The sequence below is a fragment of the Streptomyces sp. NPDC028910 genome (assembly GCF_055564955.1).
Genome location: NZ_JBVHVF010000015.1, coordinates 63,933 through 90,788 on the forward strand (window position 1 = coordinate 63,933; position 26,856 = coordinate 90,788).

The 26,856-nt window shown below is 72.7% G+C and carries 27 protein-coding genes and 1 tRNA gene; 14 read left to right on the top strand and 14 right to left on the bottom strand.

Translation table 11 applies throughout. The features are described from left to right. Positions 1–76: 76 nt before the first annotated feature. Positions 77–150: transfer RNA gene (locus ACZ4TV_RS19455), tRNA-Met, on the bottom strand. 289 nt (positions 151–439) lie between these two features. Between ACZ4TV_RS19455 and ACZ4TV_RS19460 the strand changes: the two genes are divergently transcribed. Together ACZ4TV_RS19460 and ACZ4TV_RS19465 are read left to right on the top strand one after the other, a co-directional pair. Continuing rightward, entirely contained in the window at positions 440–643 is a 204-nt protein-coding gene (locus tag ACZ4TV_RS19460; RefSeq protein ID WP_030384970.1) for a cold-shock protein, read from the top strand. A gap of 206 nt (positions 644–849) precedes the next feature. Then, the gene (locus ACZ4TV_RS19465; protein ID WP_468135908.1) at positions 850–1,560 is read left to right on the top strand and encodes a ribonuclease H family protein; all 711 of its coding nucleotides are present in this window, start codon (positions 850–852) and stop codon (positions 1,558–1,560) included. Between the two features lie 111 nt (positions 1,561–1,671). Here the strand turns inward: ACZ4TV_RS19465 and ACZ4TV_RS19470 are convergent, their stop codons facing one another. Beyond that, positions 1,672–2,406, bottom strand: a complete 735-nt coding sequence (locus tag ACZ4TV_RS19470; RefSeq protein WP_468135909.1) for a LamG domain-containing protein — start codon at positions 2,404–2,406, stop codon at positions 1,672–1,674. 137 nt (positions 2,407–2,543) lie between these two features. Between ACZ4TV_RS19470 and ACZ4TV_RS19475 the strand changes: the two genes are divergently transcribed. From ACZ4TV_RS19475 to ACZ4TV_RS19490, 4 genes are all read left to right on the top strand, one after another. After that, a complete protein-coding gene (locus ACZ4TV_RS19475) occupies positions 2,544–2,966 on the top strand; it encodes a GNAT family N-acetyltransferase (protein WP_468135910.1) in 423 nt (140 codons plus the stop codon). A gap of 72 nt (positions 2,967–3,038) precedes the next feature. Beyond that, positions 3,039–3,899: a hypothetical protein gene (locus ACZ4TV_RS19480; RefSeq protein ID WP_468135911.1), complete on the top strand. Its 861-nt coding sequence runs from the start codon at positions 3,039–3,041 to the stop codon at positions 3,897–3,899. Next, positions 3,899–6,055 carry a bifunctional serine/threonine-protein kinase/ABC transporter substrate-binding protein gene (locus ACZ4TV_RS19485; protein ID WP_468135912.1) on the top strand — a complete coding sequence of 719 codons (2,157 nt, stop codon included), beginning with the start codon at positions 3,899–3,901 and terminating at the stop codon, positions 6,053–6,055. The genes ACZ4TV_RS19480 and ACZ4TV_RS19485 overlap by 1 nt, the downstream gene beginning before the upstream one ends. Before the next feature lie 6 nt (positions 6,056–6,061). After that, positions 6,062–8,200 carry a bifunctional serine/threonine-protein kinase/ABC transporter substrate-binding protein gene (locus ACZ4TV_RS19490; protein WP_468135913.1) on the top strand — a complete coding sequence of 713 codons (2,139 nt, stop codon included), beginning with the start codon at positions 6,062–6,064 and terminating at the stop codon, positions 8,198–8,200. Between the two features lie 20 nt (positions 8,201–8,220). Here the strand turns inward: ACZ4TV_RS19490 and ACZ4TV_RS19495 are convergent, their stop codons facing one another. After that, positions 8,221–8,841 carry an L-threonylcarbamoyladenylate synthase gene (locus ACZ4TV_RS19495; RefSeq protein ID WP_468135914.1) on the bottom strand — a complete coding sequence of 207 codons (621 nt, stop codon included), beginning with the start codon at positions 8,839–8,841 and terminating at the stop codon, positions 8,221–8,223. A 224-nt stretch (positions 8,842–9,065) separates the two neighbouring features. Here ACZ4TV_RS19495 and ACZ4TV_RS19500 point away from each other — a divergent pair, with 224 nt between their 5' ends. The 3 genes from ACZ4TV_RS19500 (at position 9,066) to ACZ4TV_RS19510 (ending at position 13,086) form a co-directional block, all read left to right on the top strand. Beyond that, positions 9,066–11,171: a SpoIIE family protein phosphatase gene (locus ACZ4TV_RS19500; protein ID WP_468135915.1), complete on the top strand. Its 2,106-nt coding sequence runs from the start codon at positions 9,066–9,068 to the stop codon at positions 11,169–11,171. 96 nt (positions 11,172–11,267) lie between these two features. Continuing rightward, the gene (locus tag ACZ4TV_RS19505; RefSeq protein WP_468135916.1) at positions 11,268–12,509 is read left to right on the top strand and encodes a serine hydrolase domain-containing protein; all 1,242 of its coding nucleotides are present in this window, start codon (positions 11,268–11,270) and stop codon (positions 12,507–12,509) included. Positions 12,510–12,561: 52 nt separating this feature from the next. After that, positions 12,562–13,086 carry a GNAT family N-acetyltransferase gene (locus ACZ4TV_RS19510; RefSeq protein WP_468135917.1) on the top strand — a complete coding sequence of 175 codons (525 nt, stop codon included), beginning with the start codon at positions 12,562–12,564 and terminating at the stop codon, positions 13,084–13,086. A gap of 36 nt (positions 13,087–13,122) precedes the next feature. Here ACZ4TV_RS19510 and ACZ4TV_RS19515 read toward each other — a convergent pair whose 3' ends face one another. Continuing rightward, positions 13,123–13,296, bottom strand: a complete 174-nt coding sequence (locus ACZ4TV_RS19515; RefSeq protein ID WP_468135918.1) for a hypothetical protein — start codon at positions 13,294–13,296, stop codon at positions 13,123–13,125. 50 nt (positions 13,297–13,346) lie between these two features. On the opposite strand from ACZ4TV_RS19515, the gene ACZ4TV_RS19520 reads away from it, so the two are divergent. The 3 genes from ACZ4TV_RS19520 to ACZ4TV_RS19530 all read left to right on the top strand — a co-directional run bounded on the left by ACZ4TV_RS19520 (position 13,347) and on the right by ACZ4TV_RS19530 (position 15,226). Continuing rightward, positions 13,347–13,817, top strand: a complete 471-nt coding sequence (locus ACZ4TV_RS19520) for a hypothetical protein (RefSeq protein WP_468135919.1) — start codon at positions 13,347–13,349, stop codon at positions 13,815–13,817. Between the two features lie 37 nt (positions 13,818–13,854). Beyond that, positions 13,855–14,646, top strand: a complete 792-nt coding sequence (locus ACZ4TV_RS19525; protein WP_468135920.1) for a class I SAM-dependent methyltransferase — start codon at positions 13,855–13,857, stop codon at positions 14,644–14,646. A gap of 181 nt (positions 14,647–14,827) precedes the next feature. Continuing rightward, on the top strand, positions 14,828–15,226 hold the full coding sequence (locus ACZ4TV_RS19530) for a nuclear transport factor 2 family protein (protein ID WP_468135921.1): 399 nt from the start codon (positions 14,828–14,830) through the stop codon (positions 15,224–15,226). Between the two features lie 93 nt (positions 15,227–15,319). Here the strand turns inward: ACZ4TV_RS19530 and ACZ4TV_RS19535 are convergent, their stop codons facing one another. The 5 genes from ACZ4TV_RS19535 to ACZ4TV_RS19555 form a co-directional block, all read right to left on the bottom strand. Next, on the bottom strand, positions 15,320–18,547 hold the full coding sequence (locus ACZ4TV_RS19535; protein ID WP_468135922.1) for an amidohydrolase family protein: 3,228 nt from the start codon (positions 18,545–18,547) through the stop codon (positions 15,320–15,322). A 182-nt stretch (positions 18,548–18,729) separates the two neighbouring features. Then, positions 18,730–19,260 carry a hypothetical protein gene (locus ACZ4TV_RS19540; protein WP_468135923.1) on the bottom strand — a complete coding sequence of 177 codons (531 nt, stop codon included), beginning with the start codon at positions 19,258–19,260 and terminating at the stop codon, positions 18,730–18,732. 220 nt (positions 19,261–19,480) lie between these two features. Beyond that, complete coding sequence (locus ACZ4TV_RS19545; RefSeq protein ID WP_468135924.1) at positions 19,481–19,930, bottom strand: response regulator transcription factor; 450 nt, start codon at positions 19,928–19,930, stop codon at positions 19,481–19,483. 18 nt (positions 19,931–19,948) lie between these two features. Further along, positions 19,949–20,497, bottom strand: coding sequence for a hypothetical protein (locus tag ACZ4TV_RS19550; RefSeq protein ID WP_468135925.1), 549 nt, complete (start codon positions 20,495–20,497; stop codon positions 19,949–19,951). A 47-nt stretch (positions 20,498–20,544) separates the two neighbouring features. Then, a complete protein-coding gene (locus ACZ4TV_RS19555; protein ID WP_468135926.1) occupies positions 20,545–20,841 on the bottom strand; it encodes a hypothetical protein in 297 nt (98 codons plus the stop codon). A gap of 353 nt (positions 20,842–21,194) precedes the next feature. Between ACZ4TV_RS19555 and ACZ4TV_RS19560 the strand changes: the two genes are divergently transcribed. Continuing rightward, the gene (locus ACZ4TV_RS19560; protein WP_468135927.1) at positions 21,195–22,073 is read left to right on the top strand and encodes a helix-turn-helix domain-containing protein; all 879 of its coding nucleotides are present in this window, start codon (positions 21,195–21,197) and stop codon (positions 22,071–22,073) included. A 90-nt stretch (positions 22,074–22,163) separates the two neighbouring features. Then, the gene (locus ACZ4TV_RS19565) at positions 22,164–23,162 is read left to right on the top strand and encodes a helix-turn-helix transcriptional regulator (protein WP_468135928.1); all 999 of its coding nucleotides are present in this window, start codon (positions 22,164–22,166) and stop codon (positions 23,160–23,162) included. A 122-nt stretch (positions 23,163–23,284) separates the two neighbouring features. On the opposite strand, the gene ACZ4TV_RS19570 is transcribed toward ACZ4TV_RS19565, so the two are convergent. The 5 genes from ACZ4TV_RS19570 to ACZ4TV_RS19590 form a co-directional block, all read right to left on the bottom strand. Next, the gene (locus ACZ4TV_RS19570; RefSeq protein ID WP_468135929.1) at positions 23,285–23,716 is read right to left on the bottom strand and encodes a hypothetical protein; all 432 of its coding nucleotides are present in this window, start codon (positions 23,714–23,716) and stop codon (positions 23,285–23,287) included. A 35-nt stretch (positions 23,717–23,751) separates the two neighbouring features. Further along, positions 23,752–24,180, bottom strand: coding sequence for a DUF2690 domain-containing protein (locus tag ACZ4TV_RS19575; protein WP_468135930.1), 429 nt, complete (start codon positions 24,178–24,180; stop codon positions 23,752–23,754). A 75-nt stretch (positions 24,181–24,255) separates the two neighbouring features. Further along, on the bottom strand, positions 24,256–24,624 hold the full coding sequence (locus tag ACZ4TV_RS19580) for a peptidoglycan-binding domain-containing protein (protein WP_468135931.1): 369 nt from the start codon (positions 24,622–24,624) through the stop codon (positions 24,256–24,258). Between the two features lie 370 nt (positions 24,625–24,994). After that, positions 24,995–25,963, bottom strand: coding sequence for an endonuclease/exonuclease/phosphatase family protein (locus ACZ4TV_RS19585; RefSeq protein ID WP_468135932.1), 969 nt, complete (start codon positions 25,961–25,963; stop codon positions 24,995–24,997). Positions 25,964–26,163: 200 nt separating this feature from the next. Then, positions 26,164–26,769 (bottom strand): hypothetical protein, encoded by a 606-nt coding sequence (locus ACZ4TV_RS19590; protein WP_468135933.1) that lies wholly within the window; start codon positions 26,767–26,769, stop codon positions 26,164–26,166. Positions 26,770–26,856 lie beyond the last annotated feature (87 nt).

The following is a 26,856-nucleotide window of genomic DNA, read 5'->3' on the forward strand; positions in this document are numbered from 1 at the left end:
ACGGAAGGGCGTGTGAGTGCCGTCACAAAGACGGCAAGGGCCCGGATCCATTCAGGATCCGGGCCCTTCCGAGCAGTAGCGGGGACAGGATTTGAACCTGCGACCTCTGGGTTATGAGCCCAGCGAGCTACCGAGCTGCTCCACCCCGCGTCGGTAGACCTCACCCTACGGCATCCGCGGGGCGGTACTCGACGCGTTTTCGGGGCGGACGCGCCCGAGGCGTCCCCCCATGGGTGGGAACTCGCCGCGAAGGCGAGATCATTCCCCCTGGTGACCGTGCGTGCAGGCGTGTACCTTCACGGGTAGCTGTCGTGGTTCCAAGTGCCTTGCCCGTGCCCTTTGGTGTGGGCAGTTTTGCTGTGTTGTGCCGTAGGACCAGGGCGATCACCTCCGTCCTCCACACCGTGTGGGGACGTTACGTCAACGGGAAGGCATGAACATGGCTACGGGAACTGTGAAGTGGTTCAACTCGGAGAAGGGCTTCGGCTTCATCGCCCAGGACGGCGGCGGCCCGGACGTCTTCGCCCACTACTCGGCGATCAACGCCTCCGGCTACCGTGAGCTCCAGGAGGGTCAGGCCGTGACCTTCGACATCACGCAGGGCCAGAAGGGCCCGCAGGCGGAGAACATCACCCCCGCCTGATCCCCGAGCGGCCCGGCAGGCCCGGGCCTCGGAGAACCGTTTCCCTGCCCGCCCGTCGAACGGGCGGTGCACGAGATCAGGGCCGTGCGGCGACCGCCGCGCGGCCCTGATCCGTTCGCACGGCCTTCGCCTCAGACGAGCCGGGCCGCAACCCGCCGCCTGCTCCGCGGTGCTTTCACCCCTGGGGGATGAGGCATGATCGGGGGATGTCTGATCGCATCATTGCCGCCTGTGACGGAGCGGCGAAAGGTAATCCCGGGCCGGCGGGCTGGGGATGGGTCATCGCCGACTCCCAGGGACGCCCCGAGCGTTGGGAGGCCGGTCCGCTGGGGCGGGCCACCAACAACATCGGGGAGCTGACCGCCCTCCAGCGGCTGCTCGAGGCGCTCGCGCCCGGGACCTCCGTCGAGGTACGGATGGACTCGCAGTACGCGATGAAGGCCGTGACGCAGTGGCTGCCGGGCTGGAAGCGCAACGGGTGGAAGACCTCCTCGGGCCAGCCGGTCGCCAACCGTGAACTCGTCGAGCGGATCGACCGGCTGCTGGCCGACCGTGACGTGACGTTCCTGTACGTTCCGGCGCACCGCGAGGACGGTGACCACCTGAACGCGATCGCCGACCAGGCCGCCAGCGACGCGGCCCTGACGCAGGAACCTGCCGGCACGGCCCTCGGCAGCCCGGACATGCCGGTACCGGCCCCGGCCGCGCCCTCGCGGCACAAGGCCGGCGCGTCGGGGAAGCGCACGGCCGAAGGCGCCGCGACGGGCCGGGCGCCCCGGGCCATCAAGGCGAGGTTCCCCGGCAGCTGCCCCTGCGGGAAGCCCTACGCCGTCGGCGACATGATCACCAAGAACGGGAGCCGCTGGGGCCACGAGAGCTGCGGCGCCCCCGTGGCCGAAGGCGCCGCGACGCAGTGACCGCGCGAAGGCGCCGCTGAAGGTGCCGGACGTGGAACCGCCGGACGTGGAACCGCCGGACGTGGAACCGCCGGACGTGGAACCGCGCCGGACTGCGGCACCAGCACGGATTCAGGGGCGGCTGACGCGCAGGTACGCCACCTCGAACGACATCTCCGAAACGTCCGGGTCGGGCGCCGGGTGATAGCGCCCGGCGCACACCGAGAGGTTGACGATGAGGTACGCCCGCCAGGTGCGTCCCACCCCCCGCCGGTCGGCGAAGACCCGCGTGCCGTTGACCCACCACACGACCGAGCGCGCCCCGAACTCGACCTTCAGGTCCACCCAGCCGCCGGGCCCGACCGCGGGGTCTCGGTGGTAGTGCGAGCCGCCCTTGACGTGGTTGGAGAGTTCGAGCAGGTCCGGATTGTCCGGGTGGTACTCGAAGACGTCGATCTCGTTGCCGCCGTTCAGCCAGGTCCAGATCGCCGGCCACGCCCCGACCTCGGTGGGCAGCCGCACCCGGGACTCCAGCACGTCCCCGGCCCGCACCATGAACCCCTCGTCGCTGCCCTCGGTGGTCAGCAGGCCCGTGTTCCACTTGCCGTCCGGGCGGCGGACGCCGCGGAACGTCCCGGTGCGGCTGTAGGACGGGTCCTCCACCAGGTAGTCCAGCTTGTTGTCACCGGGATTGGTGGGGCCGCCGTCCGGATAGGCCCAGGACCGGCCGGCGACCCACTGGGCGGCCGAGCCGAAGTCCGCGGTGAAGACGGGGGCCCGGGCGTGCGCCGGGTCGACATCACGGTCCGTGGCGCCGGTGAAGCGTCCCGGGAACCGTCGGAGCCAAGTGAGGACCTGAGCGAGCACATCGCTCCTTCCCGTGAAACGGACGCTCCCGCATCATGCCCAGTTCGCGCGGTCCACATACCGGTCCACCGGTTTGTCTTTGACTTCCCTCATCATGGAGTGCGAAGACGAGAGTTCGAGCGAGGAGTGGGAACGGCATGTGGAAGTGTGAACGCGTCATCGGCGCCGGCTTGGACGTCGAAGAGGTCGTCGGCGTGTACCGGGCGTCCACGCTCGCCGAGCGCCGCCCCGTCGCCGATGTGGAACGGTTCACCCGGATGCTGGCCGGTGCCAACCTCGTCGTCGTCGCCCGCGCCGACGACGGCCGTCTCATCGGCATCGCCCGCTCCCTCACCGACGGCGCGTACTCGACCTACCTCAGCGACCTTGCCGTCGACGTCGCGTACCAGGGCCAGGGCGTGGGCCGCGACCTCATCCGGGTCACGCGGGAAGCGGCGCCCCAGGCGAAGCTGATCCTGCTCTCCGCGCCGGCCGCGGTCGACTACTACCCGCACGTCGGCTTCACCCGCCACGCATTCGCCTGGACCCTCGACGCCCTGCGAAGCCCTGCGGCGAGCTGAGCCAAACTCCCTTTCCCATAAGCCAGTTACCCGCGTTCCGGCCGGGGTACGATCCGTGCCGTGGGGGGACCGGTGACACGCGGACGGAACGGTGCGGCGGCGCCGCGCGCTTACGCCTGCGCGCTCGCGGGCTTCTTCCTCATCGTCGGATGCACGGCCGGCGGGGCGGCGAAGGACGACGCGACGAGCGGCGCCCCGGCCGCGTCGTCCGACCCGGGCAGCGCCGACCCGGGCAGCCCCGGCGCCAGCGCCCCGGCCGCCGCACCCAGCAGCTCCGGCTTCCCCCTCGTACCCGAGCTGGACGAGTCCAAGCAGCCGACGACGGTCGCCGAGGCCCGCGCCCTGCTCGGCCGGGTCGTCATCGCCGAGGAGGCCTTCGGCCCCGAGGTCGTGCGCAGCACCCCGTTCGAGAGCGACCCCGGCCGCTGGCGTGTCCTCGACGAGGATTGCATCTGGCAGACCGCGAGCCTGCCGGACGACGTACTCGCCACGAGCACCCGCTCCTTCCACATCCCGGCCAAGGACGGCCGCGGCCGCGTACGGCTCGACGCCACGGTCACCGTCCACCACAACCGCGAGGAATCCGGCTGGGAGACCGCCCGCGCCATGGAGGAGGTGCTGCGCTGCCCGAACCAGACGCTGCGTGAGGGCGAGGAGCTCAAGAACCTGTGGGGCGGCGCCCTCTACCTCGGCGAGCAGATGAACGGGTGGACGGAGGACGCCTTCAGCGAGTCAGGCGAATACGTCAGCGCGCGGGACGGCGGGCCCTACCGCTACACCTGGTCCCAGGCCCAGTTCGGACCGGTCACCGTGGCCATCTCCGGCAAGGGCGCGGCGGGCTTCAGCGAGGAGGCCCTGACCGCGCTCGTGGTCCAGGGCACCAGCCGGATGATGCTGCAGGCCAAGCAGCAGCTCGGAAAGGCGGCGGGCTGATGGAGCCGCTCCATCCCCCGGACCCCTCCCGGATCGCCGGCTACCGGCTCCTCGGACGGCTCGGCGCCGGCGGCATGGGCGTGGTCTACCTCGGCCGCACCGACGACGGGGCGCTCGCGGCCGTCAAGGTGATCCGCGCGGAGTACGCCGACGAGGCGGACTTCCGGGCGCGTTTCCGCCGCGAGGCCGAGATCGCCGCCGAGGTGGACAGCCCGTGGGCCGTACGGATCACCGGCGCCGACCCCGACGCGCCCGAACCATGGCTGGCCACCGCCTTCGTCGCCGGTCCCTCCCTCGCCGAGGCCGTCGCGGCCCACGGGCCGCTCCCGCTGCGCGCCGTACGGGTCCTCGGCAAGGCCATGGCCAAGGCCCTCGGGGTGATGCACGCGCGGGGCCTCGTACACCGGGACGTCAAACCCGGGAACGTGCTGCTCGGCATGGACCGGCCCCGGCTGATCGACTTCGGGATCGCGCGCGGCGGCGAGCACACCGCCCTGACCTCCGCCGACGCGGTCCTCGGCACCCCCGGCTTCCTCCCGCCCGAGCAGGCCGAGGGCCGTCCCGCCGAACCGGCCGGCGACGTCTTCTCGCTCGGCTGCCTCCTCGCGTACGCCGCCACCGGCCGCCTGCCCTTCGGCACCGGCACCGTCGAGGCGGTGCTCTACCGCACCGTCCACGACGAGCCCGACTTCGGCCCGCAGATCCTCGCCGACCCCGACCTCACCGCGCTGCTGCGGACCTGCGTCGCCAAACACCCCGACATCCGCCCCACCGCGCGCGAGCTGGACGAGGCGCTGACCGAGGACACCCCCGGGGAGGGCACCGCCTGGCTGCCCGACCCGGTCGTCGCCACCATCGCCGAACGCGCCGCCGCGCTGCTCGCCCTGCCGGGCATCGACGAGACCGCTGCCGACCCGGACGCGGCCCCCGCGCCCGGCACGACCGCGCCCTCCCGCAGGCGTTTCCTCTCCCTCGCCTCCGGCGCAGCCGTGCTCGCGGCCGGCGGCGGCCTGGCCTCGTGGCTGGCACTGCGCGAGGACGAGAAGCCCAGGACTCCGGCCGCGCCCGCCGCCCGGCAGTGGGTGATCGGCGTGCACGCCGACCTCTCCGGCCCACAGAAGGCCGCCGGACAGGCGCAGGAACGCGGGGTGCGGCTGGCCGTCGAAGCCTTCAACTCCCGTACGGACAAACCCTTCACACTCACCGTCGCGACGGCCGACGACGCCGGACGGGCCGACCGCTCGGCGGCTGCCGCCACCGGACTCATCGCCCAGCGCGACCTGTTCGCGGTGATCGGCCCCACCGGCAACGAGTCCGTGATCCCGTGTCTCGAACTCTACGGCGAGAGCTCCGTTCCCCTGGTCAGCGTGTCGGCCCTGGCGACCACGTACAGCGTCACCGACCGGCGCAGCTTCTTCCAGAGCTGCCCCATTTCCTCGGGCCAGGCCGCCGCCGTCAACCTCCAACTGGCCGGGAAGCAGGGCGTCCGGCGGATGGGCATCCTCAGCGACCGCGCCGGCGACACGGACACCTGGCAGGCGGCCCTGCTGGTCGGCCGCACCATCGGCTACTTCGCGCCCGGGGCCACCCACTACGCGCGCGTCGTCCCGCGCGGCGTCCAGGACCTGGCCCCGGTGGTCACCGACATGCTCGCGCACGGAGTCGACGGCTTCTTCTACACCGGCAATCCGGCAGGCGGGGCCAAGGTCGCCGGGGTGCTGGCCGCCGCCGGGTTCAAGGGGCCCCGGGCGGCCGACTACACCATCGCCGGCCCGGAGTTCCTCGGCGCCGCCGGCCCGGCCGCCGAGGGCTGGCAGTTCTGCACGCCGTACACCGGCCCGGAGGCCCCCGAGGTCGCGGAGGTGGCCCGCGCGCACCAGTCGACGTACGGATCGGCCCCGGACATCTGGACTGCCGAAGCCTACGACGCGGCCCGCCTGGTCATCGACCGGCTGGTCACCGCCGCGCCGGGCGGCGGCCGCCCGTCCCGTGCCGGGCTGCTGACCGCGCTCTCCCAGGGCAGCTTCCGCGGTCTGACCAAGGAGTACGCCTTCGACGACCGGCGGCAGTTCAAGGGCAACGTCTACTTCCTGCACCGGGTGGAGGGTGGCCGCATCCGCTACGCGGGCCCGGCCACGGAGCCCCCGGCGCGGTAGCCGCCGATGCGCCCCCTGACCCCTGCCGATCCGGCCGCGATCGGTGGCAACCGGCTCCTGGGACGCCTCGGTTCGGGCGGCATGGGCACGGTCTACCTCGCCCGCTCCCGCGCGGGCACCCTGGTCGCGGTCAAAGTCATCCGCGCCGACCACGCCCAGAACCCGGACTTCCGCATCCGCTTCCGCCGCGAGGTGGAGGCCGCCGGGCAGCTGGCCGGGCGCTGGGTGGTCCCGGTGGTCGCAGCCGACCCGGAGGCGGGGGAGCCCTGGCTGGCCACCCCGTTCGTGCCCGGGCCCTCGCTGGCCGAGGCGGTGGGCGCGTACGGCCCCCTGCCCGCCCGGGCCGTACGGACACTGGGCGCCCGGCTCGCCGAGGCGCTGGAGCAGGTGCACGCCGCCGGGCTGGTCCACCGCGACGTCAAGCCCGGAAACATCCTGCTCGCCCCGGACGGGCCCCGGCTGATCGACTTCGGGATCGCGCGCGCCGAGGGAGCGGCCACCCTGACGGCCGTCGACGCCGTCCTCGGAACGCCGGGGTACCTGGCGCCGGAGCAGGCACGCACGGGCGGCCCGGCGGCGGGCGCCGCGAGCGACGTGTTCTCCCTCGGCTGCGTCCTGGCGTACGCGGCGACCGGGCGCGGCCCGTTCGGGGGCGGGCACGCGGCCGCGGTGGTCTACCGTACGGTGCACGACGAGCCGGAACTGGGCGGGTTTCCGGCGCAGTTGCTCGGGCCGGTCCTGGCCTGCCTGGCGAAGGACCCGGCCGCCCGGCCGACACCGGCAGAGCTGCGCGCCCTGCTCGGCGGCGACCGGACCGGCTCGGATGCCGAGGACTGGCTGCCGCCCCCGCTGGCCCGGCTCATCGCCGAACGCTCCACCAGGGCCCTGGATCTGCCCGTCCCGGAGCCGACCCGGATCGACGCGCCGCGGGCCGGCGGTGGTCTCACGCGCAGGCGGCTGCTCGCGGTGGGCGCGGGCCTCGCCGCCACCGGCGCACCGATCGCCTGGTTCGCCACGCGCCGCGAGCGGCCCGGCGGCGCGCCGCCGCCGGCCCGGAATCCGCCCACCCTCACCCTCGCCCTGCAGGCCGATCTGACCGGGCCCGGCCGGGCGATCGGGCAGGCCCACGAGCGCGGCATGAGACTGGCCGTGGAGCGGCACAACGGGCGGGTGGACGCCCCGTTCCGGCTGGCCCTGCGCGTCGCCGACGACGGCGGCGACGCCGCGCGCGCCGCCCAGGTGGTCAAGGAACTGGTCGCCGACCCCGCGGTGGTCGCACTCACCGGCCCCACCTGGGACGCGGCCGTGCCCGAGCTGGCCGCCGCCTGCGGGACGGCGGACCTCGCCCTGCTGCTGGTGTCGGTCGACAGCTCGGAGACCGCCCAGTCGCAATGGCGGACGCTGTGCGCCACCCGCCCGGCCGGTGACCGGTTCGCCAACCCGGTGATCGACTACCTCAGCCGGGTACGGCCGGTCCGCCGCACGGGCCTGGTGGAGGACGCCGAAGGCGGCGAGCCCACCTGGCCGCTCGTCCGCACCCTGCGCCAGACCCCGCCTTCGACGGGCACGCTCAGCGTCCACCGGATCCCGGTGGGCGGCGGCGACTTCGCCGGCGCCGCACGCGCGCTGACCGAGGCCGGGGCCGAGGCCGCCGTCTACGCCGGCACCTCACCGCAGCGCGCGGCCCAGCTGGCCCGCGCCCTGACCGACGCCGGATTCCAGGGTCCGCGCGTCGGTATCCAGCACGCCATGGAACCGGCCTTCCTCACCGCCGCCGGTCCGGCGGCCGAGGGATGGGTGTTCAGCGCACTGTTCACCGACCCCCGGGCGGTCCCGGCCGCCGCCGGGTTCGTCGCCGCCCACCGCACCGCGTACGGGGAACCGCCCGCCCGCTGGGCCGCCGAGGCGTACGACGCGGTGGGTCTGGTGGCCGCCGCCCTGACCGGCCTGGGGGAGGAGGGGCGCGACCGCGCCGGCCTGACCCGCCGGATCTTCCGTACGGCCCACGAAGGCCTGGCCAAGCCGCTGGCCTTCGACGCCGCCACCCACGTCCTGACCGGAGACCGCCTCGCCCACCTCTACCGGGTCGAATCCGGCACGTACCGGTACCTGGGCCTCCACCCGGACGTACGCGCCGGATCGTGAGAGGCCTAATCGTGAGAGGTCTATTCGAACCGTGTGGTGTCGCCCGCCCCTCGGCGTACGATCTCCGCCTCACCGCCGGAGAAGTCGATGACCGTGGTCGGCTCGGTGCCGCAGTCACCCGAGTCCAGCACCGCGTCCACCTCGTGCTCCAGCCGCTCCTTGATCTCCCAGCCCTGCGTCATCGGCTCGTCCTCGTCGGGCAGGAGCAGGGTGCTGGAGAGCAGCGGCTCACCGAGCTCGGCGAGCAGGGCCTGCGTGACGACATGGTCGGGAATCCGGACTCCGACCGTCTTCTTCTTCGGGTGCAGCAGCTGGCGCGGCACCTCCGACGTCGCAGGGAGGATGAAGGTGTAACTGCCGGGTGTCGCCGCCTTGATGGCGCGGAACACGTTGTTGTCGATGTGTACGAACTGACCCAGCTGAGCGAAGTTCTGGCACACCAGGGTGAAGTGGTGACGGTCGTCGAGGTTCCGGATCGACCGGATCCGGCTGATGCCGTCACGATTGCCCAGCTGGCACCCCAGCGCGAAGCAGGAGTCTGTCGGGTACGCGACGAGCGCCCCGGAGCGGATGATGTCGGCCACGTTGCCGATGGTGCGACGCTGAGGATTCTCGGGGTGCACATCGAAGTATTTCGCCATCCGCCGAGCGTACGGGGTTGCGGCCCCGGCGCTCAGGAGACCGGGAGGGTGAACGGGCGGCCGGGGGGATGACGACTTCCCCCCACCGGGCCCCCGGAAGTGCTCCGGACGCTGACGGGCGGGTTCGGAGGGACCATGAGAGGTAGCCGTGAGCCTCTGGCCGCCGCAGGGCGGGTGGCGGCGAGCGGACGCCGGGCCGACGGTGCTGGAAGGGAGCGTCGCCGATGGGTGCGATCGACGGGTCGGAGGCCGGCGGGACCCGGCCTGCCGAGGCTGGGGTCTCCCCACCGAGCGGACTGCTCGACGTCCTGAACGTCGCGGCGGTCGTCCTCGACGCCGAAGGGCGGATCGCACTGTGGAGCCCGCAGGCCGAGCAATTGTTCGGCTGGACGGCGGCGGAGGCACTCGGCCGGCCCGCCGCCCGGCTGCTGGCCGCCTCGGAGCACGTCGGCCTGCTCACGGAACTGTTCGCGCGGGTCATGGGCGGCGCGGGGGACTGGGCGGGAGCCTTCCCGGTCCGGCACAAGGACGGCAGCAAGCGCCTGGTGGAATTCCGCAACATGCGGCTGCTCGACGAGCACGGAGACCTGTACGCCCTGGGCATCGCGACCGACCGTACGCGGCTGCGCCAGCTGGAGCGGGACCTGGCCCTGTCCGCGCGCCTGGTGGCCCAGTCCCCGATCGGGCTCGCGGTCCTGGACACGGACCTGCGGTACGTCCTGGTCAACCCGACCCTGGAACGGATCAACGGGCTGCCCGCCGCCCAGCACATCGGCCGGAGCGTCCGCGAGGCCCTGTCCTTCCTCGACGACGCCGAGGCCGCCGAATCGGCGATGCGCCAGGTCCTGGCCACCGGTACGCCGCTGCTCGAACAGTTCACGGCCGGCCGGACCCACGGCGGGGAGCGCACCGAACACGCCTGGTCGGTGTCGTACTACCGGCTGGAGGACGCCACCGGGCGGGTCCTGGGCCTGGCCACCTCCGTGGTGGACGTCACCCAGAGTCACCAGGCGGCCATCGAGATCGCCCGCAGCCGCCGGCGCCTCGCCCTGATCGCGGACGCCACCGTCCGCATCGGCACCACCCTCGACCTGGACCAGACCGCCCGTGAGCTCGCCGACGTCGTCGTGCCCGAGCTCGCCGACATCGCCGCCGTCGACATCCTCGACTCCGTACTCGAAGGCCGGCCGACCCTGAGATCCTCCGCCCACGAGCCCGCGGTGTTCCGCGCACTGGCCGTCGCGGCGGCCTTCCCCAGCGAGGCCGTCCGCGCCGCGGACCCGCCGGGGGACATCGCCCGATACGCCGCCGACCGGCTGGTCACCCGGTGCGCCACCACCGGCCACCCGGTCCTGGTGGCCCACGTACAGGCACGGGACATCTCCCACATCGCCCGCGACAGCACCGCCGCCGCCCTCCTGACCCGCGCAGGCCTGCGCTCCTACCTGGCCGTGCCGCTCATCGCCCGCGGCGAGGTCCTCGGCGCCCTCGACCTCAAACGCACCCGCAACCCGCTGCCGTTCAACGACGACGACATCGTGCTGGCCGGTGAACTGGCCGCCCGCGCCGCCGTGTGCATCGACAACGCCCGCTGGTACCGCAACGCGCACCACACCGCGCTCGCCCTCCAGCACCACCTCCTCCCTCACCACCCGCCGCCCACCCCCGGCCTGGAAGTCGCCTCCCGGTACCGGCCGGCCGCGGCCAGCAGCGAGATCGGCGGCGACTGGTTCGACGCCATCGCCGGACCCGACGACACCACCGTCCTCGTCGTCGGAGACGTCATGGGCAGCGGCATCAACGCCGCCGCCAGCATGGGACAGCTGCGCACCGCGACCCGCACCCTCGCCGAACTCGCGCTCGACCCGCCCCAGGTGCTCCAGCAACTGGACCGCACCACCGAGGCCCTCGAGGAGACCATCGCCACGTGCGTCTACGTCGTCTACGACCCGCACGGCGCCCAGTGCCGCATCGCCGTCGCCGGACACCTCCCTCCCGTCCTCATCCGTTCCGGTCGCACCCCCCGCCTGCTCGACCTGCCCACCGGCGCACCGCTGGGCGTGGGCGGCATCCCCTTCGAGGCCACCACCGTGAGCATGGAGCCCGGCGACCAACTGGTCCTCTACACCGACGGTCTGGTCGAGACGCGCGACGAGCCCATCGACGAACGTCTCGACCTCCTCCTGGACCTGCTCGCCGACACCGGACGCCCGCTGGAGGAGACCTGCGACCGGCTCCTGGACTCCCTGCGCCGGCCGGACGACCACGACGACGTCGCCCTGGTCATCGCCCGCGCCGGCTCCCTGCCCGCCACCCAGGACGGGAAGTAACAGGAAGGAGCGGACCGCTCGCCTCGCGGGCCCGACAGCACGGGCCTAGCCTGGACCTGCTGCTCGCCTTGGTCCTCGTACCACAGGAGGCATGGTGTGAGAGCGAAGCACAGACGTCTGCGCCGGGCCTGCGTGGCCGCCTCCGCAGCGGGTCTGCTCGTCATCCCGGCCGCCGCGGCCTCCGAGTACGGGACGCCCGCCACCGGGCCGTCCGTCTCCGCCGCCCCCGCCCCCACCCCCACTCCGGACAGCGGAGGGGAGTTCTCGCAGCTCACCCCGGCCGTGGCGGCGAAACTGGACGCGGCCATACGGCAGGTCATGCGCGAGGCCCAGGTTCCGGGCGTGATCGTCGGGCTGTGGGCCCCCGGCAAGGGCAGCTACGTGAGGGCCTTCGGCGTGGCGAACAAGGCGACCGGCGCCCCCATGAGGACCGGCCTCACCATGCGCATCGGCAGTGAGACCAAGACGTTCACGGTCACCGCCCTCCTCCAGCAGGTCGACCAGGGCAAGGCCGGCCTGGACGACCCCATCGGCACGTACATCGACGGCGTCTCCAACGGGGACCGCATCACCCTGCGCGACCTGGCCGGCATGCGCAGCGGACTCTTCAATTACAGCGAGGACGAAGACTTCGACAAGGTGCTCGACACCGAACCCCAACGCCCGCTCACGCCACAGCAGTTGCTCGACTACGCCTTCAAGCACCCGGTGCAGTTCCAGCCGGGCGAGAAGTTCGAGTACTCCAACACCAATCTGATCCTGCTCGGGCTGGTGGTCGAGAAGCTCACCGGCCGGCAGCTCCACGAGGTCATCGAGCGGGACGTCCTGGAACCGGCCGGGCTGCACCGTACGGTCTTCCCCACGGGCGCCGACCTCCCCGCACCGTACGCACACGGCTACACCGACCAGACCGCCTCGGGCACGATCGAGGACGCCACCGACTGGAATCCCTCCTGGGCCTGGGCCGCGGGAGCGATGATCTCCGACCTGGAGGACCTGCGCAGCTGGGCCCGCACCCTCGCCACCGGCACGCTGCTGACGCCCGCGACCCAGGCCGAGCGCCTGAAGACCACCCCGACCGGCATTCCGGGCGCCGGCTACGGGCTGGGCATCTTCGACGTCCAGGGTTGGATCGGCCACAACGGCTCGATCCCCGGGTACGAGTCCCTCACCGTCTATCTGCCCCAGGCGCGGGCGACCATGGTCGTCCTCCTCAACACCGACGTCCTGCACGACGGGCAGGAGCCCAGCGGGTTCTTCGGTGAGGCGATCACCCGCATCGTGTCCCCCGACCACGTGTACCCCGGCCACAAGCCGTCCGTGCCGAGGCGGGGCTGATGAGTACGTGACGACGGCCGGGTCGGATTTTCGGACTGTTAGGGTCCGAGGTATGCCAGAGCTCATCACCCCCACCCCGCGCCTGCACAGCTCCTGGCTCGCCGCGCACGAGGAATCGGGTCCCGACGCCCCCATGGACGGCGCCGGGCTCGGATCCGACGACGACGTGGACAGCCCGGAGGGCTTCGCGGCCTGGGTGGAGCGGCTGCTCCGGTACTCGGACCGTACGGCGCCGGTCGAGCACGGCCGCGTGCACGCGACGTACTGGTGGATCGTCGAGGGCGACACCTATCTGGGCGCCGTCGACCTGCGGCACTACCTGAGCGGTTTCCTTCTCGACGCGGGCGGCCACATCGGCTACGGCATCCGGCCCTCGGCCCGCCGGCGAGGGCTGGCCACCTGGGCCCTGGCCGCCGTCCTGCACGAGGCGCGCGTCCTGGGGATGGACCGGGTCCTGCTGACCTGTGACCCCGACAACGAAGCGTCGGTGCGCACGATCGAGCGCAACGGCGGCGTGCTGGAGGACGTCCGCGAGACCCTGATCGGTCCCAAGCGCCGCTACTGGATCAACCTCTAGCCCAGGACAACGCGGCCGCTCCGCCGACGGCAGGGGCTACGCCAGCCTGGCCGCCAGGATGTCCACCGGGAGGATTTCCGTCGCTTCGGCCAGCAGGTGCGGGACGAGAGCGCCGGTGAGCAGCTCCTCGACGGCCTGGGCGTGCTCCGGCCTGGCCTCGATGCGGGCCAGCAGGCCGTGGCGGGCGTGATCGGAGGAGCTGACCCGCATCAGTCCCCACGGGCCGGTGCGGACGCGCCTCCGGGCACGTGATCGAGGCCGTGCCCCCACGGGACGCTCCCGAGCCCGACCTCCTCGTGGTGCCCGGCGCCGGCCCCAAGCAGCCGGAGCCGCTGCTGGAGTGGGTGGCCACGTCCGAGCGCGACCCCGAGCGGCGCGCCATCCGGCAGGCCCGCGCCGACGGCGTTCCGCTGGCCGCGGCCTGCACGAGTACGTTCCTGCTGGCCGAGGCCGGGGTGCTCGACGAGGCCGGTTACGCCATCCCCAGCCACCTCGTCCGCACCGACCCCACGGTGGGAGCCTTCGAGCGCTGGGTACGCGAACACATGGGCGAGCCGCTGAAGATGGCCGAGGCCGCCCGGGCGGTCGGCGCGAGCGGCCGCGTGGGGTACGAGAACGCCTCGACGCTCAGCCCTGCTGCGGCAGCGGCTCGGCATCACCCCGGGCCGGCTGCGCCGCGCGGCGGCCTCACCCCCGGCGGGAAGGCGGTGAGCCGGCACGCCGTGTCGTAGCACCCCCGTACGGGCGTGGTGGGTCGATAGTGGGGCTGTGAGCGACTGGTCGGAGGGACCCGGGCAGGGTGGTGCCGGAGAAGGCACGGCCTGGTCCGGACGTGAAGGGGCGCGGGCATTCGCGGCGGTGGAAGCGGCCACGGACTGGCTGCTCGGTTATCCGTTCGTCCTCAAGGCCCTGTCCCGCCGGATCGGCGCCGGTGACGTCCTGGTGGACTACGGATGCGGGCCGGGCAAGGTGGCCGACCACGCGGCCCGGGTGCTGGGAGCGCGGGTGCTCGGGGCGGACACCTCCCCGGAGATGCTGGAGCTGGCGCGCCGCTCGGCGACGGCAGTGGCGGAGTACCACCTGGTCGAGGGCGGACGGGTGACCGGGCTGGCGGACGAGTGCGCGGACGCGGTGATGTGCAACCACGTGCTGGCGTCGCTGCCGACCGAGGAGGCGTTGCTCGGCGTCTTCAGCGAGGTCCGCCGGCTTCTGCGGCCGGGCGCCCCGTTCGTGCTGCTGACCACCGATCCCGCGTGCAGCGGCACGGAGTACGCCTCGCTGCGGATCGGCGACCCGGGCGAGGACTACGGGCCGGGCGACGAGCTGACGGTACGGCTTCGGCGCACGGACGGGTCCTGGCAGGAGGTACGCAACCACGCGTGGCCCGTCGCCCTGTACCCGCTCCTGCTGGAGAGCGCCCGCTTCCGGGGCGTCGTGCAGCACCGGCCTTCCGTGGACGAGGCGCTCGCCGTGGCCGACGCGGACCTCGTGGCCAGCCGCGCGTGGTCGGCGGAGCGGGCGAGGCCGCCACTGGTGATCACCACGGCGCTGGCGGTCTGACCGGAGCGAGCGGACGAGAGGCACGGAGGCGAGGCAGGGCGAGTCATCTTCGTCGCGCGCCACTTGCCGTAGGCCAGGACGATCGCCCGTCTCGCCGGCGCCGGCCTCGGCGTCGGCGCCGGTGCGGGGGAGGGCCCCAGCTCCCTTGATCGCGGTCGCCCCTTCCGTCTACTGTCACGCCATGGCCAAGGCTGAGATCGACGTGGTGACCGCCGAGTTCTTCGGTGCCTTCGACAACCGGGGCGGCCGGGCAGCCGACTTGGACCGGATCCGCCGGCTGGTCCTGCCGGGCGGCGTGATCACCAAGACCGGCCCGGAATTCACGGTCTACACCGTGGAGGAGTTCATCGAGCCCCGCCGGCTGTTGCTGGCCGGAGGTCGGCTGGCCGAGTTCTCCGAGTGGGAGACCTCCGAACGGACCGAGATCGCGGGCGACATCGCCTCGCGGTTCGGCGCGTACCGCAAGTCCGGGATCCTGGACGGTGAGCCCTTCGAGGGTGGCGGGACCAAGACCATCCAGTTCGTCCGCACCCCGGAGGGCTGGCGCATCGCGGCCTTCGCCTGGTACGACCACCCCTGACCACAGGGCCGGCCGGCCCGGTCCGCTGTCCTAGGTCGTCTCTTTCGGATCTTGTCGGGCAGCGCGGGCCCGGCAAGATCCGAAAGAGACGACCTAAGGCGCCCGGTGTGCGGTGCAGCAGCCGTCGCGGAGCATCTGGTGCAGCACGGCGCGCCAGTCGTCGGGGGTTTGGGGCGGGGCGGCGGGGTGGGTGAAGGCGCGCTCCAGGGGCGGGCGTTCGTGGAGGGTTCCGCCGCGGAGGGTCGCCCGTACGCGGATCAGGTCGGCGAAGTCGGTGAAGGGATCGCCCTCGACGAGGGTGAGGTCGGCGAGCTTGCCGGGCTCGACCGTACCGAGCCGGTCCGCGACGCCGAAGACGCGGGCCGGGGTTCGGGTCACGGTGGTCAGGGCCTGCGCCGGCGTCAGCCCGTACCGGTGCAGGGCGCGCAGGGCGAGGTGCAGGTGGAGCCCGACCGGGGTGAGCGGTGCGTCGGTGCCCAGCGCCAGCCGCCCGCCGCCGTCGACGACGCGCCGGTAGACGCCGACCTCCCGCTCCAGCGCGGCGCTCTGCTCGGCGCTGGGCGGGCTCGCGGCCGCGGCCTGGACGGCCGCCACGTCCCAGGGCGGCATCAGAGCCGTCACCCGGGGATCCGCCGCGACCGCCGGATCGGCGCCGATCAGCGGCAGGGCCGTGAAGGGGGTGGCGATGAGGTCGAAACCGCCGTGCGTATAGACCTCCAGGGTGTCCTGGTAGGTGTGCCCCCGCGGAGTCGCCCCGTGGCCGTACTCGGCGCGTTCGGTCGCCACCAGGTGCGTGGTCAGGTCCTGGCCGGACTGGATGCCGGGGGCGCACAGGTGGGAGCCGGCCAGGACGCCGAGCCGGTCGTGCGCGAAGCGGGCGGCCTCGGCCATCTGCTCGTAGGGGGCTCGTACGTACGTCTTGACGACGTCCCAGTCCAGCGCCGCGGCCCGGGCCAGCGAGCGGGCGAATCCCGCCGGGGTGCGATGGGCGCGCCCCATGCTGTAGGCGACCCGGGAACCGTCGAGGAGTTCACCGCCGGCCAGGAGCCGGGGTGCGGCGAGCCGGCCGGCCCGCACGTCCTCGCGCAGCCGGGCCTGTTCGTACGCGGAGCCGCCGAGCGAGACCGCGGTGGTGACGCCGTACGCGAGGTGCAGTGCGCCCTGGCGGGCGCCGTAGGTGTACGGGTAGGGATGGACGTGCGAGTCCCACAGTCCCGGCAGGACCGTTCCGGTGGAGGCGTCGACGGTGCGGGCGGCGCGGCGGCCCGGCCGGTGGGGCTCCACGGCGGTGATCCGCCCGCCGCGGAGCAGGATGTCGACGTCGGCGCGGGGCGGGGAGCCGGTGGCGTCCCAGAGCAGTCCCGCGTGCACGACGGTGTCGACGGGTGCGGGGCGCCGGTAGCTCAGGGCGACGGGCACCGTACGGGCGGGCGCGGCGGGTGCGCCGGCGTCGTCGAGGGTGAGCAGGCGCAGCCGGGCGCAGGACTGGTAGAGCAGGGTGCGTGAATCCGCGGACCACGAGGGGTGGTCGGCGGGTTCGTCGGTCAGGCGGCGGGCCGGACCGGCCGGAGTGCCGTCGGGGCCGACGGGAAGCAGCCAGAGGGCCGACTCGCTGACGCAGGCCAGGAAACGGCCGTCGGGCGACCAGACGGGGCCGGAGGCGTAGCGGTCCGCCAGCGAGACGTGCGGGGCGAGCGCGTGGAGGCGGGCGTCGCCGGTGGTGGTGTCGACGATCCGGATGAGGTTGTAGCCCTCGCGGAAGCGCCGGCTCAGCCGGTTGCGGTCGCACAGGGCGAGGTGGCGGCCGTCGGGTGACCAACTGGGCGGGCCGGGCAGACCACCGCCGCCGAGGGCGGCGGCCAGGGGGGTCTCCGTCCCGGTCGCGAGATCGCGTACGAGGAGGCGCCCGGCGAGGTCCAGGGCGGCGAGCCGCTTGCCGTCCGGCGAGAGCACCCCGTACACGCGGCCGCCCGGGGCGAGGACACGCTCGTGGCCGCTGTCGAGCTCCCGGCGGCGTACGGTGTTCAGCCCGTCGCGGTCGTCGGTGTAGACCAGGGCCCGGCCGTCCGGGGTCCACACCGGGCCCTGGACGTAGGCCGTGGCGGGGGCCTGGACGACCTTGCGGGGCGCCCCGCCGGTGACGGGTGCGACCCACAGAGCGTTCAGCGCGGCGAAGGCCACGCTGCGGCCGTCGGGTGAGAGGGCGGGCAGGTGGATGCCGCGCACCGGGCGGCTCCGCTCGGCCTCCAGGACGTACTCCTTGACCCGGTAGCGGGGCCGGGGCACTTCGAGGGTGGCGTCGAGGGGGATCTCGTAGCCGGAGCCGTCCTCGTGGGGGCGGATCACCCGGAAGCGGCCGTCGAGGGTGATCAGCAGGCGGTCGTCGCCGATCCAGCGCGGGGGAGCGGGCGCGAGGTCGCCGTCGAGAGGGACCGGGCGGCCGTCGGCGAAGAGCGTCAGGGTCTCGGCCTTGCGGGGGCCCGGGGCCGCGGAGAGCCAGGCGGTGCGTCCGGCCGGGGAGAGCGCCGGGGCCAGCAGCCTGCCGTCGGTGACGGTGTGTTCGATCCGTACCGTCCTCGCGGCGTCGGCGTCGGCGTCGGCGTCGGCGTCGGTGTCGGTGTCGTGGTCGGTGTCAGCGTCGACCGCGGCATCGGCGGCCACGGAGGCGATGGTCCGGGCGGTCAGGGTGTCCCCGGACGCGGTGCCGCGGACGAACAGCACGCGGGAGCCGTCCGGCGACCAGACGGGGTCGAAGTCCTCCCAGTCTCCGTCCTGGCCGGGGCCGGACTGCCCGGGCAGACCCGTCAGCCGGCGCGCGCGGCCGCCGGTCACGGTGACGGTCCAGATCCGGTACGGGCTGCCGGCCACCGGATCACCGCCGCGTTCGGAACAGAAGGCGAGGGTCCGGCCGTCGGGCGACCAGGCGGGCGCGCGGTGGTCGAAGGGCCCGTCGGTGAGCCGGCGCAGACCGGAGCCGTCCGCGTTCATCACCCAGATGTGGAAGGCGCCCCCGCGATAGGCGCTCATCGCCACCCGGCGGCCGTCGGGGGAGAACACCGGGCGGCCGGGCTCCAGGTCGGGCGGGGTGAGGGGTGTCGCGGGCGAACCGTCCAGGGGCAGCGACCAGAGGACGTTCTGCACCTCGGCGACGACGTGGTCCCCCGAGGCGGTGGCCGTCGCGGTCCCGTTGGTCGCACGGGTGAACCGCAGCCTGACCAGGTCCGCGGCCCCGGCACCCGGGGCGGCCGCCGCGGGGGAGCGGCCGAGCAGCGCCGCCAGGGCGCCCGCCGAAGCGGCTCGTAGAACGGTCCTGCGCCCCATTCGCAACCCGACCACTCGCTCCGCCTCTCGATGACCGACCCGACTGCCCCGTCAGCCACGCAAACGATCACGACCCCTTTCGGCAACGCCGATGGCGGCGTACGCGCCGCGGTACCCCACGACGTGGGCCCGGCGGAGGCGTCGGCCGAGTCGGCCGCGCCCCCGCCGGCTGCCGGGTGCGTTCAGGAGCTGGCCGCCGAGGTGCAGGCCGAACTGCCCCCGCAGAAGGTGACGTCCCAGTGGTTGCTCTCCCGGGCGTAGACGTTGCCCGCGGCGGACCGGTAACGGGCCGCGCCGTCGCCGCGGTTGGCGATCCGGGTGAAGCTGCCCGTGACGTAGTTGCTGACGCAGGTGGTCGGACTGAAGTCGATCTTGTAGCCGTTCCAGTGGCTGTAGGTGCCGGAGGCGTGTCCCACCTCGGTACCGCCCGTGATGGTCAGGTTGCAGCCGCTCGCCTTGCGCAGGGTGATGACGTCGCTGATGCTGGCGGCGTTGACCTGTTCCAGCGAGGTGCAGGTAGCGACGTTCCGGTTGCTGCAACCGCCGCTGGAGGACAGGCCGATCCCACCGGCCGCCTTCAGCTTGCTCACGGCCGACGCATGGCTGAGCTTGGCCGGGGCGGCGTGGGCGGTGCCGGGAACGAGCAGGGCGACGAGGGCGGCGGTGGTGCCGACGAGGCTGGTGGCGACGAGGCTGCGGACTCGGCTACGCATGAGATCTTCCCCTTGTTCGAATCGGTGTGATGGTGCGCGCGGGGCCGTTCGCCGAGATCCGAGATCCGAGATCCGAGACCCGGATGCGAGATCCGAGATCCGCGGCGAGCGGCCTGCCGGGCGGTGACACACACTTCAGCAGCGGGGGCTGCCCCTGCCCAGGCCGAACAGGACGGCTGTCCGGTGCAGGACGGCCAGCCGGTACCGGACAGGGGAGGGTTCAGTGACCGGCGGGCAGCCAGCCCATCCTGATCGCGGCGAGGGCCAGGGTGAACCGGTTGCTCGCTCCGGTGCGTTGGGCCAGTGCTTCCACCTGGCGTCGTACGGAGCGCTCGCTCAGGTTCAGCCGGCGGGCGATGGTCCCGTCCTTGGCTCCGCCTGCCATCAGGACCAGGACGTGCCGCTGGACCGGAGACAGCGGCGGGGGGCTCCCGCAGGGGGTGGTGGAGCCGGCCGCGGTCGACTGGGCGCACAGCCGATCGATCTGTTCCAGCAGGGCGTTCTGCTCGGCCAGCAGGCGGTGGTGGGCCTTGAGCAGCCGTTCCCGGTCTGCCAGCAGCTCGTGGTAGAGGCGCATGGCCGGTGCGGCCTGCTCGGTGGTCCTCGTACCGGGCGTCGTACCGGCCTTCGTGGCCGTCGCGGCCGTCGTACTCGTCATCGTGCTGGTCATCGTGTTCCTCCCCACGGCTCAGCCCTCGGCGGCGCCGCTCCTGTCCCAGGTGATCACGCCGTCGCAGTTGGCCTCGGTGAACTGCCGGGCCAGTGAGCCGTCTCCGGCGCGGGCCCTGGCGGCGGCCTCCCGGGCGAAGCGCCGGCCGTCCGGGTCCTGGGGTCCGTAGGTGGGCAGGACCTCCTCCAGTACCCGGAGCGCGGCGTCGGCGGAGGCGCTGTCCGCGCGGCCGCGGGCGTCGTCCCACGAGCGGTACCAGGCACAGGCGTTGGCTATCTCAAGGATGATCCTTTCGCTTCCGGCGGGAGCCGCGTCCGTGCCGGTCGGCGCGCTGTTCCTGGAGAGCTGATCCAGGTCGGGCCGGTAGTCGGCCGGCCAGCGGTAGGTCCGGGAGGCCTGCCGCAGTGCGGTGTCGAACCCTTGCCGGTCCAGCAGCTCCATCGCGGCGGCGGGCGGCTCGGGCCCGGCCTGAGCCCCGCCCGCACAGCCCACGAGCAGGGTGTTGCCGGCGACGAGCGCGCCGGCGGTGAAAAGCGACGTGACGGAGGATTTCACGGACGACTTCACGGAGGACTTCACAGTGGTGCCTTTCTCGTCGGATCCCGGTGACGCCTTCAGTCGCCGACCCCGGGCGGATCCCTGGTGAGTGTCCAACCGGCCAGGAAAGGTGCCCCGGCGAGAGCCCTCCGGATGATCCGGTCGGCCGTGGCGGCAGCCTCCTTCGCGTCGGCGGCGAGAGGGAACAGCACGATGTCCAGACGACCCGCCGTGGACCGGGCGTATACGTGTTCCAGCTGGTCGCCGGCCGTGGCGGTGGACCAGATGACGTCGGTGACGATGCTTTCGTCGATGAGTCGGGAGGGCTGATCCGGCGCCGCCGACAGGGCGATCACGGTCATGATGAGGTGCATGGAACAGCTTCAGTCCCAGATCAAGCCGAAGAAGAAGAGGAACATGGGCTTACCTCGTTTCTTGAACGTCATGGAAGGAATGTTCACTTCGCTTTCGGCGGGCCCGCCGTGTTCCTGATGAACAGCTTTCCGCCCGGCCCGGACCGGCGGAAGGGGGGAGGAGTGAGAGCAAGTACTCCGGAGAGCTTGGTGTCATGTCACCGGTGCGCGCCCGGCGATGGGCCGGAACCGAATTCGGCCAATCGCACCGACACCGCGCAGTGTGCCGAGACCCGCCTATGGATTCCCTCCGCGCTGATGCATCCTGGTGGCCGTCCGGACCGAAGGGGCCCTATACGGGGGTAGGCATGCACGTGACCGTTCGCCCTCCGGAGCCCGCCGCCGGAGGGGCCGAGAGCGTCAGGTCGCGGCCGGGACCGGCCCTGCGGGGCCAGATCCTCGCGTACCACGGCTACCGGCTGCCGGAAGGCCGGCCACGGTCCCGACTGGAAGTCCCCGACGGCGTGGTGACGGTGGTCATCACCATCGCCGGGGGCCTGAGCCTCACCGCCGGCGGACCGGCCCTGGGCGCCTCGTCCTTCCTCTCCGGACTGCGCACCACCGCGACGCGAGGCGAACACACCGGAGGCCTGCACGGCATCGAGGTGACGTTCTCCCCGCTCGGCGCGTACCGCACCTTCGGGATCCCGATGAGGTACTTCACCGAGGCCTTCGTCGACCTCGACGACCTGCTCGGTCGCACCGCCACCCTCCTGATCGAGCAAGTGCGGCAGACCGACTCCTGGGCCGAGCGGTTCGCGCTCCTCGACACCGTGTTCCTCGCCTGCGGCGACCGCGGGGGCACCGTCTCGCCCGAAGTCCGCGAGGCTCTGCGCCGGCTGCGCACGGACAGCCGGCCCGAGGCCCTCACCAGGATCTCCAGAGAGGTCGGCTGGAGCGCCCGCCATCTGCGGGCCTGCTTCGGGCAGCAGGTGGGGCTGGCCCCGAAGGCCGTCGCCAGGGTCGCCCGGCTCCAGCGCGCGCTGCGCCTTCAGACGCTCGGCCTGGACGGCGCCGCGGTGGCGGCCTTCGGCGGATTCCACGACCAGGCCCACTGCATCCGCGAGTTCAAGGCCATGACCGGACTCACCCCTTCGCAGTTCGCGGCCCGCCGCGGCGGACTGCCGCCCGGCTCACCGCTGGACCGCGTAGCCGGCCGGGTGACCAGCCTGCTGCTGCCGGACACGGCCTGAGCTCCGATTCCTACAAGACCGCAGGCACCGCTTCCCCCCATGCTGCTGTGCGCCTGACAGAGACCTTTTCGACGTGGGTAGGAGCACGGGATGCTGTCCGCACTGGGACTCGACACACCGACCGAAGCCGTCTACCGGCTGCTCGCCGCGCGGCCCGAGGGCTGGGGCGTCGCGCAGATGGCCGAGCGGCTCGGACTTGAGGAACAGCAGGTGCGGGACGCGTTGGACAGACTCGCCGAGCTCGCGCTGCTGCGGAAGTCGGCCGACCGGCCCGGAGGATGGCGGGCGATCCATCCCGAACTCGGGCTGCAGCTGCTGCTGCGCCGCCAGCAGGAGGAGTTGGAGCGGCGCCGGCGGGAACTGGACGAGACGCACGACGCGGTCACCCGTATGATCGCCGATTTCGCCGATCGAGCCGAGCCCTGCGGCGCGGGCGATGAGCTCGACAGCGAACGCCTGATCGGCATGGACGCGATCCAGAGCCGCCTGGAGCAGATCGCGAACAAGGCCACGACCTCGGTGTGCACGTTCATGCCGGGCGGCGGCCACTCCCCGGCGTCCATCGAGGCGGCGCGGCACAACGACGCGCAGATCCTGCTGCGGGGCGTGGAGGTCCGGACGGTCTGCCTGGACAGCGTCCGCAACAGCGCTCCGACACTGGACTACGCGCGCTGGCTGACCGAGAACGGCGGCGAGGTGCGTACGGTCCCCACCCTGCCGCTGCGGATGATCCTCATCGACGGTGTCAGCGCACTGGTCCCGCTGGATCCCTCGGACACCCGGCGCGGCGCCGTCCTCCTCCACGCGGCCGGGGCGATGACGGCGCTGGCGACGCTCTTCGAGCAGGTGTGGGCGGTCGCCCTGCCGCTCGGGGCGCAGCAGGCCAGGCACCAGGGCACCGGGCTGACCGCACAGGAACGCGAGCTGCTCACGCTGCTGGCCAAGGGGCTCACCGATGAGACCGCCGCGGGGCGGCTGGGCGTCTCCCTGAGCACCGTCCGCCGCAGCATGGCATCGATCATGGAACGGCTCGGTGCCCGCAGCCGCTTCGAGGCCGGGCTGCGGGCCGCTCAGGCCGGCTGGCTGTAGGAGGCCGTCCGGCCGTAGCCGCAGGGCCGACGGGGGCACGGGGGAACGGGGGAACGGGGGAACGGTGCCTCACCACAGCGATACGCGTCGCCGTGGTGAGGCACCGTCGGTCGGGTCCGGGCTCAGGAGAAGACGTTCCAGTTGAGGGTGCCGGTCCAGGAGATCTTGTGCGGGCTGACGACATCCGCCGCCGCTCCCAGGCAGAAGACCGTACCGGCCTTGAAGCCGGAGCCGAGTCGCTGGCGTGTCCCCGAACCGACCTCCCGGTCAGCGCCGCGGGTGCTGCGGTCGCTGCACTTGTACCAGAAGGCCTTCATCGCGATCCCTCCGCTGTTCGCCCTCAGATAGACGTGCGAGCCCTCGGCGGTGATGGTCCGGGCGGTGCCGTAGTACGTGTAGCTCCCCCCGACCTGGCCCCCGACATTGGCCGTGGTGGCCTGGGCCGGGCCGGTCGCCAGCGCGAGCGAGCCGACGAGGGCGGCCCCGGTGACGAGGAACTTCCGCTTGGATCCGCTGAGTGGGTTCATGGCATTCATGACGTTCTTGACGTTCACGACAGGGTGCTTCCTCTCCGGGTCCTGGCGAACCATCAGTAGTCGGTCGTGCAGGCGGTGTTGGTGCCACCGAACTCGGAGGGCCAGATGCCGCACGCCCAGGCCTTCACGTCCTTGTCGTTGATCATGACGCTGTAGAACTTGCCGCTGCCGTAAGTCGTGTACTTCTTGCCCTGGTTGTTCTTGATCTCTATGCGGGATCCGGACGGCGAGTTGATCTTGAACCGGCCCCAGGCGGCCCGGCAGGACGGGCTGTAGCGCAGTTCCATGGCGCCCATCGGGTCGACGGACTCCGCGACCGTGCGGGCGTCGTTCTGGCAGGTCGTACTGGCCGGGTTCCGGCCGTTGCACGACGATCCGACGCAGGTCGCGGCCGGGGCGGCGGAGGCGGTGGGGGCGGTCAGCAGGCCGGCGGCCAGCAGCGCTGCGGAGCTCAACGAGACGGCGAGGATACGGGTCTTCATGAGATGCCTTTCAGAGGGGAGTCAGGACAGGTGTGTTCCCGGCGGGAAGGGGATCGGGCCCGGCCGGGCGGGCGATCAGGACGGGCAGGCACTCCGGAGCGCGGCCCAGGTGTGCGAGCCGACGACGCCGTCGACGGCCATGGACGAGTTGCAGTGCTTGCGGTAAACGGTCTGGAAGCTGCGGACCGCGTTGTAGGTCTGCGAGCCGAAGACCCCGTCGACCTGATGCGCGTCGAGGTACCCCCCGCCCTTGAGCAGGCACTGCACCTCGATGACCCGGTTGCCCGTGTTCCCCTGGCTGGTGACGGCGTTGCCCGTGTAGTACCGGCCCTGGTAGGAGCAGGCGTACGTGGCGGCGGAGGCCGGCGCGGCGGTGATGACCCCGCCGACGACGGCGGTCGCGGTGAACGCGAGGGTGGCGGCGAGCAGACGCGTGCGTCGCATGTGTGGTGTCCTCTTCGTCGGGTGGGGCCGGGCCGGGGGCCGGGCGGAGGGGCTGGGCGGATACCTGCGGGCCCGAAGTGGGGCGACCCGCTGTACCGGACCGCCCCGCCTCGACCGCATGGGAAGCATCGGTCCGGCAGGGGTGACCGAGGAAGGCCCAACGACTGAGAGCAAGCGCTCCTGAGCGCTTGCTCTCAGTCAGGGAATCGAGTCCTTGCAGGTCAGGAGCACGGCCGGTGGGCTCAGGCGTCGCCCCTGAGGCGGTCGCGCTGGAGCCGGTGCGCGCCAGCACGGCGTACCGAGGAGGGAACCGGCGCCGTGGGGGTCACCTTCGCGGGAACGTCGAGGCTACGGCTGATCGCGTCGTACGCTAGAAGTCGAGCTGGGCGATGACCGGCGCGTGGTCGGAGGGACTGTCGTGCGCCGCGGCCGGGCGCGCCTCTTCCACCGTCGGCAGCTTCTCGCGGCCGGTGAAGGCCTTTTCCACGCGGGGCAGCAGGGCCTGGCTCACCAGGATGTGATCGATGAGCTCCTTCTGGCCCTCGAAGATACGGGAGAACCCGCCCTGTTCCAGGATGCGGGGAGCGAGGTTCCACAGCCGCCTCCGGTCGCCGAGGTCCGGATCCCTGAAGCCGCCGGTTCCGAGCTGGGAGCCGGGCGGACCGTACAGGATCTGGGTGGTGGCGGCCTTGAACTCGTCGTTGAGGTCGCCCATCACGACCACGTCGTTGGTGGCGCCGTCGCCCTGCAGGAGCCGGTCGGCCAAGGAGCGCATGGTGACGGCCTCGGCGCCCCGGCGGTACAGCGCGTAGGCGGCGTAGCGGGCGCGCAGCTCCTCGTCGTCGGTGCTGTGACGGTTGCCGGGGAAGGTCAGCAGCTTCGACTTCAGGTGGCAGACGGCCACGCCGAGGGTGTGGTCGGGGGCGGGACTCCAGCGCACGACCAGGGCGCCGCGGCCCATCCGCTTGGTGGTGGTTCCGTCGTCCTCGACCTGCACCGGCGGCAGGTGCTCCGGGAAGTCCTTGCGGTCCTCGATGACGGTGAGCGGGCGGCGGCTGATGAAGCCGACCCGGATGCCGCGCCGGTCGGCGTGCTGCGACAGGGCGGTGTGCCAGTCGCCGTCCAGCTTCTCGACCAGATCCGCCAGCGCCTCCTGGCTCCCCACCTCCTGGACGCCGAGCAGGTCGGGCGAGATCCGGTTGATGGTGGCCGCCAGACCCTCCAGCTTCGCCGCGTACGTGGCCTCGTCCTTGGCGGCGCACTTCCTGGAGGGCGGGCTGCCCGGATCCCTGGGCCGGCAGAGATTCTCCACGTTCCACGTACCGATGACCACGCTCACGGCTGCTCCCGTCGTCTTTGACCAGGCCGCTGGCCAGTGTTTCGGTCGCCCCCTCGGCAGGCGGTGACGGTACCGGGACTCGCTCACCTGTTCACCCGTTCGCCTGAACCCCACCGAACCCCTACCGGCGCGAGGTCCACTACACGGCCGGCGACCTCGGGATCGCGCCGCTCGCCCGGGTCTCGTGACGGGACCGCGTCTCAGTGGCCGGAGGGCGGCTCGAAGCAGCCGGTCTCCATGAACGGACCCTTCGCCTTCACCTCGTAGTTGGTCTTCTGCACGAACGCCATGACGCAGGCGTCGTCATGGACGCGAAGACCGACCAGGGCGCCTTCGGGCGTGACGTAGTGGTCGACCTCGAAGCGCTGGTCCATCTCCCGTACCGTGAGCGTTCCGCCGAGCCGCTCCCCCTTCGGTCCGGTCCGCTCATCCTCGTACCCGAGCGCGTGCAGGGCCGCACGCACGCTGGTCGGGTCCCACTTCCCCTGTTCCCAGAGCTGCTTGAGCACGGGTTCGATGCGACCGACCTCCCTCTGCGCGTCCTTGGCGCTGGCGGGGGACATCGTGCGCGAGCGGCGGTGGGCGTTGTTCTCCCCGTGGTGCGGGGCGCCGTCGACGACTCCGGGCTCCACGTAGGGAGGGGCGCCGGGGGAGCTGGCGCTCGCACTCGGGGGTGTGACCGGGTCGCCGGGCGTCGCGGCCCGCGTGCCCTGCCGCTCGCCGCACGCGGTCAGGGACAGGGCGGCGCTCAGGAGAAGGGCGGCCACGGCGGCGTGCCTGCGCCGCCCACGCGTCGAAGTCAACATGGGGATGACTCTGCCATGGCGGGCCGGGTGACCGGAGGACCGGCCCGGGGTACCGGAGTACCGTCCCGGGCGGCCGGCTGGCTAGGC

Coding starts and splice junctions, on each gene's coding strand:
- ACZ4TV_RS19460 (WP_030384970.1), top strand. CDS start 440: ATGGCTACGGGAACTGTGAAGTGGTTCAACTCGGAGAAGGGCTTCGGC.
- ACZ4TV_RS19465 (WP_468135908.1), top strand. CDS start 850: ATGTCTGATCGCATCATTGCCGCCTGTGACGGAGCGGCGAAAGGTAAT.
- ACZ4TV_RS19475 (WP_468135910.1), top strand. CDS start 2,544: ATGTGGAAGTGTGAACGCGTCATCGGCGCCGGCTTGGACGTCGAAGAG.
- ACZ4TV_RS19485 (WP_468135912.1), top strand. CDS start 3,899: ATGGAGCCGCTCCATCCCCCGGACCCCTCCCGGATCGCCGGCTACCGG.
- ACZ4TV_RS19490 (WP_468135913.1), top strand. CDS start 6,062: ATGCGCCCCCTGACCCCTGCCGATCCGGCCGCGATCGGTGGCAACCGG.
- ACZ4TV_RS19495 (WP_468135914.1), bottom strand. CDS start 8,841: ATGGCGAAATACTTCGATGTGCACCCCGAGAATCCTCAGCGTCGCACC.
- ACZ4TV_RS19500 (WP_468135915.1), top strand. CDS start 9,066: ATGGGTGCGATCGACGGGTCGGAGGCCGGCGGGACCCGGCCTGCCGAG.
- ACZ4TV_RS19510 (WP_468135917.1), top strand. CDS start 12,562: ATGCCAGAGCTCATCACCCCCACCCCGCGCCTGCACAGCTCCTGGCTC.
- ACZ4TV_RS19515 (WP_468135918.1), bottom strand. CDS start 13,296: ATGCGGGTCAGCTCCTCCGATCACGCCCGCCACGGCCTGCTGGCCCGC.
- ACZ4TV_RS19530 (WP_468135921.1), top strand. CDS start 14,828: ATGGCCAAGGCTGAGATCGACGTGGTGACCGCCGAGTTCTTCGGTGCC.
- ACZ4TV_RS19535 (WP_468135922.1), bottom strand. CDS start 18,547: ATGGGGCGCAGGACCGTTCTACGAGCCGCTTCGGCGGGCGCCCTGGCG.
- ACZ4TV_RS19540 (WP_468135923.1), bottom strand. CDS start 19,260: ATGCGTAGCCGAGTCCGCAGCCTCGTCGCCACCAGCCTCGTCGGCACC.
- ACZ4TV_RS19545 (WP_468135924.1), bottom strand. CDS start 19,930: ATGACCAGCACGATGACGAGTACGACGGCCGCGACGGCCACGAAGGCC.
- ACZ4TV_RS19555 (WP_468135926.1), bottom strand. CDS start 20,841: ATGCACCTCATCATGACCGTGATCGCCCTGTCGGCGGCGCCGGATCAG.
- ACZ4TV_RS19565 (WP_468135928.1), top strand. CDS start 22,164: ATGCTGTCCGCACTGGGACTCGACACACCGACCGAAGCCGTCTACCGG.
- ACZ4TV_RS19575 (WP_468135930.1), bottom strand. CDS start 24,180: ATGAAGACCCGTATCCTCGCCGTCTCGTTGAGCTCCGCAGCGCTGCTG.
- ACZ4TV_RS19580 (WP_468135931.1), bottom strand. CDS start 24,624: ATGCGACGCACGCGTCTGCTCGCCGCCACCCTCGCGTTCACCGCGACC.
- ACZ4TV_RS19590 (WP_468135933.1), bottom strand. CDS start 26,769: ATGTTGACTTCGACGCGTGGGCGGCGCAGGCACGCCGCCGTGGCCGCC.